At 72.6% G+C, this 15996-nt stretch carries 11 protein-coding genes; 6 read left to right on the top strand and 5 right to left on the bottom strand.

Features of this window, described 5'->3' with window-relative positions:
* Positions 1 to 66 precede the first annotated feature (66 nt).
* A complete protein-coding gene (locus E1B22_RS11235; protein WP_135225720.1) occupies positions 67 to 1320 on the bottom strand; it encodes an ROK family transcriptional regulator in 1254 nt (417 codons plus the stop codon).
* A 226-nt stretch (positions 1321 to 1546) separates the two neighbouring features.
* On the opposite strand from E1B22_RS11235, the gene E1B22_RS11230 reads away from it, so the two are divergent.
* The 6 genes from E1B22_RS11230 to E1B22_RS12945 all read left to right on the top strand — a co-directional run bounded on the left by E1B22_RS11230 (position 1547) and on the right by E1B22_RS12945 (position 7857).
* Positions 1547 to 2434 (top strand): MoxR family ATPase, encoded by an 888-nt coding sequence (locus tag E1B22_RS11230; protein ID WP_135225719.1) that lies wholly within the window; start codon positions 1547 to 1549, stop codon positions 2432 to 2434.
* Between the two features lie 310 nt (positions 2435 to 2744).
* Complete coding sequence (locus E1B22_RS11225) at positions 2745 to 4100, top strand: XdhC family protein (RefSeq protein WP_135225718.1); 1356 nt, start codon at positions 2745 to 2747, stop codon at positions 4098 to 4100.
* Positions 4097 to 5245, top strand: coding sequence for a pseudouridine-5'-phosphate glycosidase (locus tag E1B22_RS11220; RefSeq protein ID WP_135225717.1), 1149 nt, complete (start codon positions 4097 to 4099; stop codon positions 5243 to 5245). Before E1B22_RS11225 ends, E1B22_RS11220 begins: the two co-directional genes overlap by 4 nt.
* A gap of 140 nt (positions 5246 to 5385) precedes the next feature.
* Positions 5386 to 6321, top strand: a complete 936-nt coding sequence (locus E1B22_RS11215; protein WP_167758921.1) for a carbohydrate kinase family protein — start codon at positions 5386 to 5388, stop codon at positions 6319 to 6321.
* A 268-nt stretch (positions 6322 to 6589) separates the two neighbouring features.
* Positions 6590 to 7354 carry a PfkB family carbohydrate kinase gene (locus E1B22_RS12950; RefSeq protein WP_207669875.1) on the top strand — a complete coding sequence of 255 codons (765 nt, stop codon included), beginning with the start codon at positions 6590 to 6592 and terminating at the stop codon, positions 7352 to 7354.
* A gap of 98 nt (positions 7355 to 7452) precedes the next feature.
* Positions 7453 to 7857 carry a PfkB family carbohydrate kinase gene (locus E1B22_RS12945; protein WP_207669874.1) on the top strand — a complete coding sequence of 135 codons (405 nt, stop codon included), beginning with the start codon at positions 7453 to 7455 and terminating at the stop codon, positions 7855 to 7857.
* A 420-nt stretch (positions 7858 to 8277) separates the two neighbouring features.
* Here E1B22_RS12945 and E1B22_RS11200 read toward each other — a convergent pair whose 3' ends face one another.
* The 4 genes from E1B22_RS11200 to E1B22_RS11185 all read right to left on the bottom strand — a co-directional run bounded on the left by E1B22_RS11200 (position 8278) and on the right by E1B22_RS11185 (position 15820).
* Positions 8278 to 10398, bottom strand: a complete 2121-nt coding sequence (locus E1B22_RS11200) for a CocE/NonD family hydrolase (RefSeq protein WP_135225713.1) — start codon at positions 10396 to 10398, stop codon at positions 8278 to 8280.
* Positions 10399 to 10862: 464 nt separating this feature from the next.
* Entirely contained in the window at positions 10863 to 11237 is a 375-nt protein-coding gene (locus tag E1B22_RS11195; protein ID WP_135225712.1) for a hypothetical protein, read from the bottom strand.
* A gap of 137 nt (positions 11238 to 11374) precedes the next feature.
* A complete protein-coding gene (locus E1B22_RS14145; RefSeq protein ID WP_371413472.1) occupies positions 11375 to 13987 on the bottom strand; it encodes a long-chain-fatty-acid--CoA ligase in 2613 nt (870 codons plus the stop codon).
* A gap of 27 nt (positions 13988 to 14014) precedes the next feature.
* Positions 14015 to 15820, bottom strand: a complete 1806-nt coding sequence (locus E1B22_RS11185) for an AarF/ABC1/UbiB kinase family protein (protein ID WP_135225711.1) — start codon at positions 15818 to 15820, stop codon at positions 14015 to 14017.
* Positions 15821 to 15996: the final 176 nt, after the last annotated feature.

The raw sequence follows: 15996 nt of genomic DNA, 5'->3' as shown, positions 1-15996 counted from the left end.
CCTCCGGGGGATTGCCTGCCGCATCGTCGCAGCAGCCCATCCCGAAAGGGCGGGTCGCCTCTTCGCTTAGCCCCCGGCCCCCTGGGGCACCGGCCCCGAGGGGGGCAGCGCCTCAGCACCCATGGTGAAGGGCGACTGGAAGAGACCCTGCAGCGCCAGCAGCGCGGCCCCGCGGGCCACGCTGGTTCGACCCAGCTGGGTGGTGGCCAGCTTCACCTCCCCCGTGCCGAACCGGCGGCGCCCCAGCTCCCGGCGGGCCGCCTGGAGGAAGGACGGGCTGCGGATGGACCGGCCCCCCAGGACCACCACTTCGGGGCTCACCAGGTTCGCCAGGATGGCCAGACCGGCGCCCAGGGCCCGCCCGCCCCGGGCCAGCACTTGGCGAGCCAGGGGGTCTCCCGCCGCCTCGGCCGCCAGGAGGTCGTCGAAACCGGCGGGCGCCGGGCCGGCAGGCTGGTGCCGGAGGGCGGCGAAGCGTTCCAGCATGGCATCGGTGGAGGCGATGGCCTCCACACAGCCCCGCCGGCCGCAGGGACAGGGCGGGCCGCCCAGCTGCACCGGGCAGTGGCCCAGCTCGCCGGCGCCGCCGGCCCCGCGGTACAGCTGGCCCTCCAGCACCAGGCCCGCGCCGACGCCCGCGTCGGCCAGGACGAAGGCCAGGTTGCGGCTCTGGGGATAGCCGAGGACGTGTTCGGCCAGGGCCCCGGCATTGGCGTCGTTTTCGATCCAGACCGGCACCCGGAACCGCTCCCGGAGCAGGTCCCGCAAGGGCACGTAGGACCAGCCGCGGAAGTTGGGCGGCTGGATCACCGTGCCGGCACTGGCGTCCAGCGGGCCGGGCACACCCACCCCGATGCCCACCAGGCGCCGGGGATCCACCCCGGCCTCCTTCAACAGGCCGCCGGCCATGGTGGCCAGCCGGGCCACGTCGTGCTCGGCCGTCTCGCCCCGCGGCTGGCCGGCCTGGGCACGGACGCCGCCCTGCAGGTCGCTGAGCACCACGGAGATCTGGTCCCGGCCCAGCTCGGCACCCAGGACGAACCCGGCCTCCGCCCGCAGGTGCAGCCGGGTGGCGTGGCGCCCACCCGTGGCCTGCTTCTGGCCTTCCTCCACCAGCCCGTCGCGGATCAACTGGTCGACCAGCCGGGATACGGTGGGCAAGGCCAGTCCGGCCCGGCGGGACAGTTCGGCCCGGGACAGCGGCTGCTGGCGGAGCAGGGAAAGGATCAGGGTGCGGTTGTGGAGCCGCAGCAGCTGGGGCCGGCCGGAAGGTGCGGCCAAGCCCTTGCCCTTGCCCTGCTGTGGGGGCCGGCGCTTCATGGTGCGGTGGCGGACCTCCCAAGATAATTGCTAACGGTAAATAACTTAGTTGGAACCGGCCCCGTTTCCTGCCGGCCCCGGCTCCCAAAGACCCCAGCCGGCCCGCGGAGGGCCGTGGAAGCCGCCGGGCTGGGGGGAATCGGCTGGCCGGCGGCGAATGGCCTTTCCTGACGCAACGCAACGGAGCACGGGGTGCGGAACCCCGACCTGCGGGAGGGACACGGGGGTGCATGAGGCCGTTCAGGACATCCTGACCCGGCTGGCGGAACGGGGCTACATCGGCGACCGGTCCATCGCCACGGCGATCCACCTGGCGATCCGGCTGGAGAAGCCCCTCCTCATCGAGGGGCATGCCGGCGTGGGCAAGACGGAGATCGCCCGGGTGATGGCCGATGTCCTGGAGACCGATCTGATTCGCCTGCAGTGCTATGAAGGGCTCGATGCTGCCTCCGCCCTGTACGAGTGGAACTACCCCCGCCAGCTGTTGCGGATCCGGATGCAGGAGGGGGACCGGCGGGATGCGGCGGAGCGGGAGGCCGAGATCTTCTCCCCGGAGTTTCTGCTCAAGCGGCCGCTGCTCGACGCCATCACCCGGGAAGACCGGGCGCCGGTGCTCCTCATCGACGAGGTCGACCGGGCCGACGAGGAGTTCGAAGCCTTCCTGCTGGAGGTGCTGGCCGACTTCCAGGTCACCATTCCCGAGCTGGGCACGATCCGGGCGCAGCACCGGCCCTTTGTCGTCCTCACCTCCAACCGGGTGCGGGAGCTGTCGGAGGCCTTGCGGCGACGCTGCCTGTACCTGTGGATCGGCTATCCCGACTTCGCCAAGGAGACGCGGATCGTGGAGGCCCGCCTGCCCGGCATCAACCGGCGGCTGGCCGAGCAGATCGTGCGGTTCATCCAGCGGCTCCGCACCCTCGGGTTGAACAAGCCGCCGGGGGTGGCCGAGACCCTGGACTGGGCCCGGGCGCTGGTGGCCCTGCACCGGGACGAGCTGGACGAGGAGACGGTGGAGGCGACCCTGGGCTGCGTCCTCAAACACGTGGAAGACGTGGAGCGGCTGGGCCGGGGGGAGCTGCAGAAGATCCTGGCCTCGGTGCGGGGTGAGCCGTAGGCGGCCTTGATGGCGGCGTGGGGGCCGGCGTGGGGGTGGCGTTGGGCGGTATTGTTGGGGGAGGCGTGGGGCCCGGCGCTGGGCGGCCCGTCCCGGGGCGGGTTCGGGCGGGCCGGAGAGGGTGCGCCGGGGACGGCGTGGGGTGGCTGGCTGCCGCCGGCCCGCCGGCGGGCAACCGGGGGAGAGCCCCGGGGATGGTCGGGTAGAGTCTCGGAGAGTTTGGAAGCGCCCGGGAGTGGCCGGGCGATTTCGGGAGAGTTCGGGAGAGTACGGGAGGGCGATCGGGAGAGTCCGGGAGAGGGGTGGAACCATGGAGGCGGTGACGGCAGCCATCCTGGCGGCCCTGGAGGAGGGCCGGACGGGTGCGGTGGCGACCATCACCCGGGCGCGGGGGTCCACCTACCGGCGGGAAGGGGCCCGGATGTGGATCCCCGCTGCGGGCGAGCCGGTGGGCAGCCTGAGCGGCGGCTGCCTCGAGGGCGACGTCTTGGCCGTGGCGGCGGAGGTCATCGCGACCGGGCGACCCCGGCGGGTCGGGTACGATATGACGGCCGACGACGATGCCGTCTGGGGCCTGGGTCTGGGCTGCAACGGGGCGGTCGACGTGCTGGTCGAGCCGCTCCAGCCCGCGCACGGGCAGGTGCTCCGCTGGCGGGAGCAGGGGCATCGCCTGGCCGTGGTGGTGCCCCTGCCGCCCCTGGAGTCCCGGAACCCGGCGGGGGCCGAGCCGGCAGCGGGCACCCCGGGCCGTTCGGACGCGAGCGGGGCGGTGGCCGGCTGCGCGACGGCGTGGCCGGACGAGGACGACGGCGTCTCTCCCGGGGCCAGTGCCGGCGCTGCCCCGGGAGCTCTGCTGCCCGGGACGGCGGATGGCAGGATGGAAGGCAGGCCGGACGATGGGGTGACGGGGGCTCGCGCAACCGGGCACGCGGTTGGGGCCGCTGCCGGCCGGTTCGTCCCCCGCCGGCAGCTGGTGGTGTGGGCGGGCGGCGGCAGCGAGGGCTCTTTGGGCTCGCCAGAACGGGACGCCCACTGCGCCGCCGCGGCGCGCGAGTGGCTTTCCGCCGGCCGCACGGGCACCCTGGCCGTGCCCGGGGAGGGTGAGTTCTTCATCGAGGTCCTGCTGCCGCCACCGGTCCTCCTGGTCTGCGGGGCCGGGCACGACGCGGTGCCCGTGGTGGAGGCGGCGGCGCCCCTGGGGTACGACGTGGTGGTGGCGGACAGCCGGCCGGCCTTTGCCCGGCACGACCGGTTCCCCCGCGCACGGCGGGTGGTGCACACCCACCCCGAGGACTTGCGGCGCCACATCGCCCTGGACGACCGCACCTTCGTGGTGATCATGACCCACAACTTCTTGCAGGACGTGGGCTTTCTCGAGGCCGTCCTGGACAGCCCGGTGCGGTATATTGGCCTTCTGGGCCCCCGCCACCGGGCGGAGCGGCTTTTTGACGAACTTCGCCGGCGCGGGATCGAGCCGGCGGAAGAACAACTGGCCCGGATCCATGCCCCGGTGGGGCTTGACACCGGGGGCGAGACGCCCGAGGAGATCGCCTGCAGCCTGCTGGCGGAGGTGCAGGCGGTGCGGTACGGCCGGAAGGGCGGGTTCCTCCGCGACCGGCCGGGCCCCATTCACCCTCGGGCCGAGGAGGAGCGAGCACGAGGATGACGTCCCAGACCCGGTCCCAGCCCCCGTCCCAGGCCGGGGCGTCCCCGGCACGAGAGGAGGGTCCCGGCGGCCCGGTGGCCCCGGCCGGACCGGCGGCGCCACCCGCCCCTTTCCGGAGCGGGACTCGCACCGGGCTCCAGGGCGGGTTCCCCCCGGGTTCCCCACCGCCCCGGTTCCACCTGGGGGACGAGGTGCGGGAGGCGCTCAGCCGGGGCCGGCCGGTGGTGGCCCTGGAGTCGACCATCATCGCCCACGGTTTTCCCTATCCTGACAACCTGGAGATGGCCCTGGCGGTGGAAGAGGAGGTCCGGCGGGCCGGTGCCGTCCCGGCCACGGTGGCGATCCTCGACGGCTGCCTGCGGGTGGGGTTGAACCGAGCGGAACTGGAGCGGGTGGCCCGGAGCCCCGACCTGCCCAAGGCGTCCATCCGGGACTTGCCGGTGCTGTGCGCCCTTGGGCGCAGCGCCGCCACCACCGTCGCGTCGACGGCCCAGGTGGCGGCCTGGGCGGGCATCGACGTGTTCGTTACGGGCGGCCTGGGCGGGGTCCACCGCGGCTGGGGACAGACCCTGGACATCTCGGCCGACCTGCCGGCCCTGGCCCGGCTGTCCCTGGTGGTGGTGTCGGCGGGGGCCAAGACGGTGCTGGACGTGGCGGCGACCCTGGAGTACCTGGAAACCCACGGCGTCACGGTGCTGGGCTACGGGACCAGCGAGTTTCCGGGCTTCTACCTGCGCTCGACGGGGTTGCCCGTGGACGCCCGCATCGACTCCCCGGACGATGCGGCGGCGGTGCTACGGGCCCGGCGGGCTCTTGGGCTCCCGGGTGCCGTGGTGGTGGCCAATCCCATTCCCTCCGCCGACGCCGTGGACGAGGCGGAGTTCAACCGGTGGCTGGCCCAGGCCGAGGCCGACCTGGCGGCCGAGGGGGTGAAGGGCAAGGCGGTCACGCCCTTCCTGCTGGCCCGGCTCCACGCCCTGAGCGGGGGGCGGACGGTGGCCGCGAACCGCGCCCTGGTGTTGAACAATGCCCGGCTGGGCGCGGCCATCGCCCGCAGCCTGTGCGGGCTGTCGCCTTCCCCGGCCACCTCCGGACCGGAAGAACCGGCCGCCCGGGGGCGGGGAGGGCGCCCGGTACTGCGGTGAGCACCATGGACAGAAGGCGTCCAGGGCCGGACATCACGGGGGTGCCGCCCGCCGGCATGGCGGGCGGCCGGCCGTCAGGACGCCCGTTGCCGCCGGCGGGGCGCCCCGTTCTTCCGATCCGGCGGGAGGGGCCCGTGGTGGTGGCCGGTGACCTGGTGCTGGACCTGGTGGTCCAGGTTCCGGAGCGGCTGCACCGCGGCAGTGACACCTGGGGCGCCCTGCACCCCCGCCAGGGCGGCTCGGCGGCCAACACCGCCGCCTGGCTGGCCCGGTTGGGGGTACCCGTGGTGTTTTGCGGCAGGGTGGGCCGGGATCCGCTGGGCCACGCCCTGGTTGTCGCCCTGGAGGCCGAGGGCGTGGAGGTCCGGGCCGTCCCGGACGACCAGGAGCCCACGGGCGTTATCCTGGCGCTGGTGGGACCGGATGGGGAGAAGTCCATGGTGATCGGCCCAGGGGCCAACCACCGCCTGGAGGCGGGCGACCTGCCGCCCGGCCTGGTGGAGGGGGCCAGCCTCTGCTACCTCACCGGCTACTCCTTCTTCTGGGAAGATGCCCGGGATGCCGCCCGGGCGGTGATGGCGCGGGCGCTGGAGGCAGGGGTGCCCGTGGCCGTCGACGCCTCGTCGGCGGCGCTCCTTGCCCGCCAGGGAGCCGAGGGCGTGCTGCAACAGTGGCAGGGCGTCTCCATCCTCTTCGCCAATGAGGAGGAGGCGGCGCTGCTGGCGGGCGGTATTCTCGGGGATGAGGTGGCGGAGCGGCTTGGCGGGCTCTTTCCGCTGGTGGGGATCAAGGCCGGCCCGCGGGGCGCCTGGGGGGTGGCCTGCGGCCGCCGCTGGCGGGTCGAGGCGCTGCCCGTGCCGCGGGTTGTCGATACGACGGGCTGCGGCGATGCCTGGAATGCGGGCATGCTGGCCGGCCTCCGGGCGGGCCTTGATCCTGAGGCGGCCGCCCGGCTGGGGCGATTCGTGGCGGCCTGGGTGGCCCAGCGGCCGGGTGCCGTGCCGCCAGGCTGGACGGCGGCCGACAGGCAGGCGGTCTGGGATCACGCCGGCCAGGCGGCGGCCGACGTGCCCTGACGGCAAGGCGGCCTGGGACCCTCTGGCCAGCCGCGGGCGGAGCGCCGCCAGGGCAATGCGGCCTGGGATCTCGCCGGATAACACCCGGCCGGAGCGCCCCGAGGGGCCGGGCGGGCTTCGGCCTCCCCGGCGAGGGCCTGGCCAGAGAATCGGGGCCAGTCGGATGGCACCAGAGGCCCTTTGGGAAAGAGGCCCAGCACCCCGGGGGTGGCAGGGGGAGTCCATGATGGAACCGCAAGACGGGCCCGTCAAACGACAAGGCGGCTCCGTGGAACCACCGAGTGGCGCCAGGGGATGGCAAGGCGGGTGGGCTCCGTCGTCCTGTGCACCGGCCGCTGGTGCGCCTGGCGTCGAGTCCCGGCCGGCGGGGCGCCTGCCCGCTTCCCGCGCGGCCGTGGTGGTGGCGGGCAGCCTCAACATGGACCTGGTGGTGGTTTGCCGCCGCGCCCCCGAGCAGGGCGAGACGGTGTCCGGCGAGCGGTTCTTCACCGCCTGCGGCGGCAAGGGGGCGAACCAGGCCGTCGCGGCCGCCCGCCTCGGGGCGCCGGTGGCCATGCTGGGCTGTGTCGGGGACGATGCCTTCGGCGAGCAGCTGGTGGCCGCCCTCCGGGCCGAGGGCATCGACATCGCAGGGGTGCGGAGGGTACCGGGACCCAGCGGTGTGGCAGCCATCACCGTGGAAGCCGGCGGGGCCAACCGGATCGTGGTGGTTCCAGGGGCCAACGCCCGCTTCACGGAGCTGGACGCCGTGGCCCGCCGCTGCATCGCCTCCGCCCGGGTGCTGCTCCTGCAGCTGGAGTCGCCCCTGCCTCTGGTCGAACAGGCCGCCCGGGTGGCCCGGGCGGCGGGGGTGACGGTGATCCTGACGCCCGCTCCCGTTCCCCCCGATCCCCCTGATCCCCTACCCCCGGCCTGCTGGAGGCGGTGGACTGGCTGGTGCCCAACGAGCATGAGCTGTGGGCGCTGGTGGGCGGGAAGGGCGGCCCGCCCGGCGCGGGTTCCCCGGCGGAGCCTCCGGCCCGAGGCCCGGTAGGCGGTTCTTCCGTTCGCGGGGTTTGCGGGGGCACGGGGCCGGCGCTGAGCCCGGCGGCGGGGCCTGCGGCGCCACCGGCAGGGTCGCCAACGGAAGCGGTGGGACCGGATGCGGCGTCGGGGGCGCCCCCGGCGGGCCCCGACGGGACCGGCGCACTGGAAGCTGCAGCCCGCCGCCTGAGCCAGGGCCGGATCCACGTGGTGGTCACCCTGGGCGAGCGGGGCTGTCTCTACGTTCCGCCGGCGGGAGCGGCCCGGGCCATCCCGGCGCTACCCGTCGCGGCGGTCGACACCACGGCGGCAGGGGACACCTTCGCCGGTGCCCTGGCAGTCGCCCTGGCCGAGGAACGGTCCGTCGACGAAGCCCTGGCATTCGCCACCCGGGCGGCGGGGATCTCCGTCACGCGGCCCGGCGCCCAGCCTTCCATGCCGTCGCGGGCGGAGGTGGAGGCCTGGACCGGTCCTGCCAGCGGGGGGCCTGCCCCGCCGGCGCCGACCCGCTGAACGCGGGAGGCTTGCCCCGTCCAGCAGCGCCCGGGGCGGTCGCGGGCGACCGTGGGGCCGGCAAGGGATAGGTCCGTTGTGCGCGGAAAGGCTTGGCATGAACCCAACGCGATGACAACCGCGAAAGGAAGGGGCCCCACCCGCCGGTGGGGCCCCCTTTTGCCTTACCGTTGATCCCTGCTTGTTCCGACCGCGGGGTTCCTTGTTCCGGGCCGCATCACCCTTGGATGAAATCGGCTGCAGGCGGGCCGGGCGGCCGCCCGGATCCACCGTTCCGCCCGGGTGGGTCGCACCAGCTCGGGCGTGCCCCGGGCGGATCCCCCGGTTCGGGCGTCCCTGAGGGTTGCCGCCCCGTTTTGCCGTACGAGGCTTGCGATCACCGCTCCTGCGGGGCTCCACCCCTCCCTGCGGGGGCTGCCTCTACCGCTGTACCGTCCCCGAACCGATGCGAATCTCGAGGTGCCCCCGCCCGGTAAGGTAGGCCGAGGAGGCTGGCTTGGCGCCGCCGCTCGGGGCCGGATCCCCGCCACCGGATTCCGGACCGCTACCACCGGGCAGGAGCTCCCGGCTGCCCGCCGGGATGCACCGCACCCCCAGCTGGGCGCCGCAGGGCAGTTCGGGTCCCAGCTTGACCCCCGTCAAGGGCACCACCGGCAGCATCAAGCGGGAGGGATGCTGGGGGTCGTGGTAGATGGTGTTGACGGACGGCACCCGCCGCGGGACATAGAGGTAATAGCTGTCCAGCAGCGGCGGGGCATGGACCTTGACCACCAGCCGGTGCCCGGGCCGGAAGACGTGACCCACGGGGAAGATCTCGATCAGGTACTCCTCTACCTGTCCCGGCGTCACCAGTTCGGCATTGGTGTGGGGGTGGTACGGCCGGTAGAGCACCTTGCCGGCATAGTCGCTCTGGCTGTAGTCCACCGCCCGGTGGGCCGCCCGCAAGAGGCCCCGCTGCAGGTAGCTGCGGCTGCCGTCGGGTCCTTCGTCGATCAGCTGCACAAAGAGCTCCGTATCGGGGGCCGTGGTCGACAGGTAGAGGGTGGCCGTGATGGGGCCGGCGATGAGCATGGGCCGGTCGAAGGGCTTGCTACGGTATTCCACCTCATCGAGCAGGTGGGCAGTGGTCAGGGGCGGGCCCGCCGACGGCCCCAGCTGGTAGCTCCAGGACTGGCGGCCGGGGCCGGAGAGGTAGCGGGCCGGTTCTTCCGGCGCGGCGGGCGGGGTGGTGGAGAGGGTTCCGTCCCCGTGCAGGTACCAGCGGGTCCAGCGGGTATCCTCCAGGGGGAAGGTGCGGGAGACCTTCCGGCCATTGGAAACCAGCACGTCCCCCTGGCGGTGCATCTCCAGCAGGGTGACCACCGAGGTCCGCTTCTGGCTCGGGGTGCCGAACCCGCCGTCGACCCGGCGCAGCCAGTGGTCCATCCAGGCCAGCCGGTCCTTCCAGATCTCGGGCGGGTCCATCTGGGTGCCGTGCACGCCGTTGGTCAGGACCAGGCGCTTGGGCACGCCCTGCACCGCTTCCCACAGGTGGGCCGGCCCGCGGGGGCCCGTCTGCTCGTCCTGGTAGGCACCGGTGATGTGGATGGGCACGCGGATTCGATCGGCGTAGGTGATCAGCGAGCGGGAGCGGTACCAGTCGTTGTCCGTGTCCGAGGCCAGCCCCTGGAGGATCGGGTCGTCGGCCAGGTTGCGGCGGTGGGAGGCCACGTTCCGGGCGCACACCGGGTCCGCCGCCAGGATGCCCGGTGCCACGCCGCCGCCCAGCTCGTAGGCGGGCCGGACGATGCCCGTCCAGAGCAGGGGGAAGCCGTAGTTGGAGACGCCTCCGGGGTACACGATGCCCCGGTACAGGTCGTCGATCAGCCCGGACACCGTCACCGCCACCAGGTGCGGCGGCTGGGTGGCGGCCACCATGAACCCGGTCAGGCCGCTATAGGAGTGGCCCATGATGCCCACCTTGCCGTTAGACCACGGCTGGCGGGCGATCCACTCGATCACCTCCCGGCCGTCCAGGGCCGTGCGCCAGCTGAACAGGTCGAACTCGCCCCCGGAACAGCCGGTGCCGCGAATGGAGGCGTGCACCGTGACGTAGTGCTTGTTGAACATCCACGTCAGCTGGGTACGGCTGTCGGCCACGCCGGCAATGGTGGTGCCGCTGGAGGAACCGCCGTCGTAGCCGTCCATCAGGAAGATGGCCGGGTACTTGCGCCCGGGCATGTAATCGTCGGGCATGCGGACGTTGACGGCGATGAGCACGCCGTCGCTCATCCGCACGTAGCCCGTGGGTGCCGCTTCCGCCGGGCGGGCGGGAGAAACCAGGGTGGCGGCCGCGGCCAGGCCCAGGGCGGCCGCCGCCGGCGCCGCGGCCGCGGCGGCCGGGGCCAGGGCCGAGGTGGCCGGTGCCAGGGCCGAAGCCACCGGGGCGAGGATGGACGCCAGAAGAGAGAACAGGGCGGTGAGGGTGCCGGCTGCCCGCCGGCCCAGACCCTGGGGCCGGCACCACGCAGGCCTGCACCGGGAGAGCGGCGGAACCTGCACCCCGCTCCCGCCGGCGGACCGGTGCAGCGAAAGCGGCAGGCCCCATGGCCGCCGCCCGGCCGGTGGCCGCCTCCGCACCTGCCCGTGCGGCCGCCCCGACGGGGACCGGTTATCAAGCCGCAGAAGGATCCGCTGGATCAGCCCGAGCCCCTCAACAGGAAAGGGGGTCGGGTCATCGGGCCGGAACACCCGGCCGCCGTTCCGGCGGGTGGGCGTTGCTGCCCGCACCCGCCCCGTGCCGGATCGCATGGGGCGATCCCTCCCCGTGACGCGTGGTGTGCTGGTCCACCCACCCGAACCGGCCCGGCTCCCCCACACCGGGCGGGCCCAATCTAGCACCGTCGCAGGTTCTCCTATCCTCGAGGGGACGCTGGCAGGGACCGCGGGTCACGAAGCGGCGGGCCCGGGGGCCTGGGACCCCCGGGCCCGGCTGCGCATGGAGCCTCGCCTTTATTCCGTTCCACCTAGACGCTCTGCCCGAGCCGCTCGACGGCCTCCCGCAGCCGGGCCACCTCCCGCTCCAGCCGCTCCAAACGCCGCAACAGTTCCGGATCGGTGCTTCCGCTAGCCCCACCGGCCTGCTGGCGCTCCCGCTGGCGCTGGGCCCGCCAGCGCTGCAGCCGCTCGTAGATCAAAAGCAGTGAGGGGTCGCCCACCACGGCGTCAATGAAGGCGTCGGCGAAGGTTTCCCGGTAACCGGGGATGCCGTGGTCTTTGCCGTAGAGCAGGTGCTTTTCCACCAGCTTGGGAATCTGCGGGTTGTTGGGGCCGCCGCTCTGCCGGAAGAAGGCCTGGATCCGCTCTTCCATGGTCATGCGGCGGCCGTTGCTGGACGGCATGGGGTCACCTCCCGCCTGGTGTGATCTAGAACCCTCTCATGCCACTTGCCGCCGCCGTGCTCCCTGGGTGCTGGCTCCGCCGGTTTCGGTGGTGGCGTGCCGGGCCGGTGGCGTGCCGGGCCGCACGTGCGGGGCCGTTACCGGAACCACTTGCGCCAGTCGCCTTCGCCCTCGGCGGCCTCGCCCCGGGGTCCCGTCTCCAGCAGCTCCTGCGGCGTGACCATGCGGGCGGGCGGTTCGGGCGGGAGGTGGGCCGGCCCACCAGCCGGTTCGCCCGCCGCCGCCCCGGCCGGGGTATCGGATTCACCGGTCCCCCGGCCGGCGCCACCGGCCTCACCGCGGCCTCCGCCGGGACGATCGGGGCCCGTTTCCTCCTCGTCGCCTTCGGTGGCGGCGGTTCCCGCAGCACCGGCGGCCTGGGCGGGCGCCGCAGGATTCCCCACGGCTTGCTTCTGGCGCTCTTCTTCCAGCAGGGCCCGGCGCAGCACCTTGCCGATCAGTGTCTTGGGCAGTTCGCTGCGGAACTCCACGGCCCGCGGGACCTTGTACTTGGCCAGGCGCTGGCGGCAGAACTCGATGATCTCCTGCTCCGTGGCGGTCTGGCCGGGCTTGAGCACCGCGAAGGCCTTGACCATCTCGCCGCGGTAGGGGTCGGGGGCGCCGATGACGGCGGCTTCCAGGACCTTGGGGTGCTCGTAGAGGACTTCCTCCACCTCGCGGGGGTAGACGTTGTAGCCGCCGCTGATGATCATCTCCTTCTTCCGGTCCACGATCCGGAAGAAGCCGTCCTCGTCCATGGTGGCGATGTCCCCCGTGTAGAGCCAGCCGTCCCGCAGGGCCCGGGCCGTTTCCTCGGGCCGGTTCCAGTACCCCTTCATCACCTGGGGGCCGCGGATGATGAGCTCGCCCACCTCGCCCGGCCCCAGCACCCGTGTCCCGGTCTCGATGTCCACGATGCGGGCGTCGGTGTCGGGCACAGGGAGCCCGATGGTCCCGTTGCGCTTGTACTCGTTGGGGGGATTGGCATGGGTGACGGGCGATGCCTCCGTCAGGCCGTAACCCTCTACCAGCTGGCCGCCGGTGCTGGCCTCGAAGCGCTCCTGCACCTCCAGGGGCAAGGGAGCCGCCCCGCTGACACAGGCCTCGATGGACGAGACGTCGATCTTGTGGAACTTGGGGTGGTTCATCAAGGCCACGTACATCGTGGGCACTCCGGGCACCATGGTGGGCCGGTATTTGTCGATGGCCCTGATCACCATCTCCGCCTCGAAGCGCGGCAGGGGCACCATGGCGCACTGCAGGGCGATGGCCAGGTTCATCACCGTGGTCATGCCGTAGGAGTGGAAGAAGGGCATGACGCCCAGGATCACCTGCTGGTGCGCCTCATCCCAGCGGCCCCGCAGCGTCCACTCCGCCGTCTGCAGCACGTTGGCCACCAGGTTGCGGTGGGTCAGCATGGCGCCCTTGGCCGTGCCCGTGGTGCCGCCGGTGTACTGCAAGAGGGCCAGGTCGTCGGGTTGAACCTGCACCGGCGGCGGCACGGGGGGCGCCTCCCGAAGAAGCCGGCTGAGCCAGAGCACGCCATCCTGCCGCCCGATCTCCACCCAAGTGCCGTCTCTCTTGGCCTTGAGGGGGTAGAGCCGCCGCAGCAGGGGCGACATGAACTCGTTGATTCGCGTCATCAGCACCCGCTCGAGAGGCGTGGCGTGGACCACCTGCCGGACCGTGGGATACATCAGGTCCAGGGCGACGATGACCCGGGCGCCGCTGTCGTTGAGCTGAAATTCCAGCTCCCGAGGGCTGTAAAGCGGGTTGCAGTTGACGACCACGGCCCCCGCTTTGAGGGCGCCGTAGTAGGCGATGACGAACTGGGGGCAGTTGGGCATCATCAGGGCTACCCGGTCGCCGGGCCGAATGCCCAGGTTGGCCAGCACCCGGGCAAAGCGGTTGGCCAGCTGGTTCAGCTCGCCGTAGGTCATGGTCCGGCCGAAGAAGTGGATTGCCGCCTGCCGGGGCCGCATCTCCGCCGCCCGCTCCAGCAGCCGCTGCAGGGGAATCTCGGGGTAGGGCAGATGGGGCCGGACCCCCGCCGGGTAGAAGCGCAGCCACGGCCGCTGACGGACCTCTTCTTCGGAGACCAGCTCCGTGGCCTGGAAGTCGGCCCCGGGCGGTGGGGCCGCTTGGCCCCGGCGGCGGCCCTTGGCACCCGCCCCCGCGGACGAACCCGGCCCGGCAGCGCTTCCGTGGGCCGCCCCCCCGACGCCATGGGCCTGCCCGTTCATCATCGCGGGGGTCACGCTTACCGGCTGCCAGGCCACCATCAGCGACCCGCCGAGGATCCCCAGGATGGCTCCCACGAACAGGCCACCCAAGGCGCCGAAGATCGACACGATGGAGAACAGGATGACCAGGATGCCCAGGTATGTCGACGCCGCCGGGAGCAGAAAGCCCGCAATGGCCGTGGCGATGACCAGCCCGGAGAAGAGATACCCCAAAAAGATCAGGGTATCGGGCAGGAACGCGAAGGGAAACAGGTTGAGCGGCATCCAGAGGATGAGGAGCCCGGCGATCAGGCTCAAGGTGGCTCCCCAGAAGGGACGCTGGGCCTTCCAGGCGCGGAAGCCGCCGCCGGGCCGGGCAGGAACCTCCTGGGGTCCCCTCCCGGCGCCTCCGGTGCCGGGACCCGCCGGGTCCCGGGCCAGGGCGGTCCCGGGTCCGCCCGGGCCGGAGGCTGCATGCTGCATGGACATGGTCCTTCACCCCTCCCGCTTGGCTTTTCAGGCCTTGTTCGACCGCAACACGCGCCAGACGGTGTAGACGCCAACCCCCAGGGATCCCCACAGCGCGGTGGTGGTCACCGCCGCCAGCCCTGGAATCCGGTCCAGGGCGCCGCCGCCCAGGGCCGCCAGCAGGGCGGAGCCCAGGAAGAAGCTGCCCGAGATCAGGCCCAGGGTGGCCCGGTTGACCATCCGGTTCAGGTTCCGGGTGGCCTGTTCGCTGAGCCTCCCTTCCACCGGCAACTTGAAGTCGTTCCACGCCGCCCGCTCCAGGATCTTGTTCAGCCGCCGCGGCAGCGTGGCCACGAGCTCCGAGGCCTCGGCGATCCAGGCGGCGTTGGCCCGGTAGTTGAAGCGGCGGGCGAGGAGGCGCCGCAGGATCTGGACGTCGGCCGACTCCACGACCGTGTGGTAGCTGATCTCCGGGCAGAGCCAGCGGGCCGTCCCCTCCGCCGCGGACCAGCCCTTGGCCCAGAGGGAGAGGCCGGTGGGGATGCGACAGTGGTTGTCCATAGCGATGCGGATCTCTTCCACCAGCAGATGGCCCCAGTTGTGGGGCCCCGCCTGTTCCGTGTCGACGTAGCGGATGTAGAGCGAGCGCAGTTGGTCCTTGAGCCGGCCCACGTCGGTGTAGGGGGTGGGCTCGAAGACGTCCAGCATCACCTCGGCGGCGTCTTCCGCCTGATTGAGGCGGATGTGCAGGAGGTGCCGGAAGATCGCCTCGGTGTGGAGGGCGTCCATGCGCCCGACCATGCCCCAGTCGATGACGTAGACCTTCTTGCTGTGGCGCCAGACTATCAGGTTCGACCCGTGGGGGTCGGCATGGTAGCGACCGTTGAGGAACTCCTTGATGTAGAGGTGGGCCAGGTCGATCATGCGCTCGAAGCGCTCTTCGAAGGTGAAGAAGTCCACCGGGAAGTCCTTGATGTTCCAGCCGTCCACGTACTCGGTGACGAGCACCCGCCGCGTGGCCAGGTAGACCTCCGGCACCGCCAGGGTGCCGAACTCCTCCACCAGCTCGCGGCCTTCCCGGGTGTTGCGGGCTTCGATGCGCATGTCCAGCTCGCTCTGCACGCTGCTGTAGTAGTCGCGGATCAGGCCGGGGAGGTCGGACGAGGCGGCGACCGCCGGTGGGAGCAGCCGCTGCAGGCGCCGCGCCAGCCTGGCGATGTTGGCGATGTCCGTCTGGAACAGCTTGTCGACCAGCGGCCGGATCACCTTGACGGCGCAGCGGCGCCCGTCGCGAAGCTGGGCGCGGTAGACCTGGGCCAGGGAGGCCGAGCCGATGGGTTCAGGGTCGATCCAGGCGAAGGTCTGCAGCCCGTCGGGCAGCTCCTCGTCGAGGACGACGGCCAGGTACGGGAAGGGCATGGGCGGCACCCGGTCGAGCAGCTGCGCCAGCTCCGCGGTGATGGGGTCGGGCAGGAGCTCCTGCCGGGTCACCAGCACCTGTCCCAGTTTGATGAAGGCCGGGCCGAGCTCCTGGAAGGCCAGGCGCAGGCGGCGACCGATCTGGCGCAGGCGTCGGTCGGGGTCGCGGTGGGGATGGCGGCCGTGGGAGGCGTCGCCGGCCGATGGCGCGGCGGCGCGCCGATCCTGCATCAGGCGCAGCAGGCCGTGGCGCGCCAGGGTCCGGATCACCGCCCGCAAGCGCCGGCGCGGCGTGATGCGGGCCTCCAGGGCGGCCAGCTCCCCTCGGATGCGCCGTTTCTCCTCCTGCCACCGCGGCGAGGACCACCAGGGCGCCGACAGGTCGAGCCGCCGGCCCGCCTGGGCGGGCGCCTCCCGCGGGGTTTGGGTGGCCATGACCGTGGAACCCCCCTCGCTCTCCGGACGACCCGTTCCACCGAACGGTCGTTAAGGAAGTGGCGGTCGCAACCCCATCGCCCCCAGCGTCCTGTCCAGGCTCCCCCGCGAACCGCAGTCTTGAAGGGCGTCCTTGCTGGTCCCGTGCGTGGCACCCCGTGCGCGTCGCCACGCCA

Origin of the sequence: Thermaerobacter sp. FW80 (assembly GCF_004634385.1) — a bacterium.
GTDB lineage: Bacteria > Bacillota > Sulfobacillia > Thermaerobacterales > Thermaerobacteraceae > Thermaerobacter > Thermaerobacter composti.
Note: the sequence above shows the minus strand (reverse complement) of the source record. Positions and strands in the feature narration are given on the sequence as shown.

Excerpts from the sequence above, each read along its gene's own strand:
- E1B22_RS11220 (WP_135225717.1), top strand. The coding sequence starts at position 4,097 with ATGACGTCCCAGACCCGGTCCCAGCCCCCGTCCCAGGCCGGGGCGTCC.
- E1B22_RS11185 (WP_135225711.1), bottom strand. The coding sequence starts at position 15,820 with ATGGCCACCCAAACCCCGCGGGAGGCGCCCGCCCAGGCGGGCCGGCGG.
- E1B22_RS14145 (WP_371413472.1), bottom strand. The coding sequence starts at position 13,987 with ATGTCCATGCAGCATGCAGCCTCCGGCCCGGGCGGACCCGGGACCGCC.
- E1B22_RS11225 (WP_135225718.1), top strand. The coding sequence starts at position 2,745 with ATGGAGGCGGTGACGGCAGCCATCCTGGCGGCCCTGGAGGAGGGCCGG.
- E1B22_RS11195 (WP_135225712.1), bottom strand. The coding sequence starts at position 11,237 with ATGCCGTCCAGCAACGGCCGCCGCATGACCATGGAAGAGCGGATCCAG.
- E1B22_RS11235 (WP_135225720.1), bottom strand. The coding sequence starts at position 1,320 with ATGAAGCGCCGGCCCCCACAGCAGGGCAAGGGCAAGGGCTTGGCCGCA.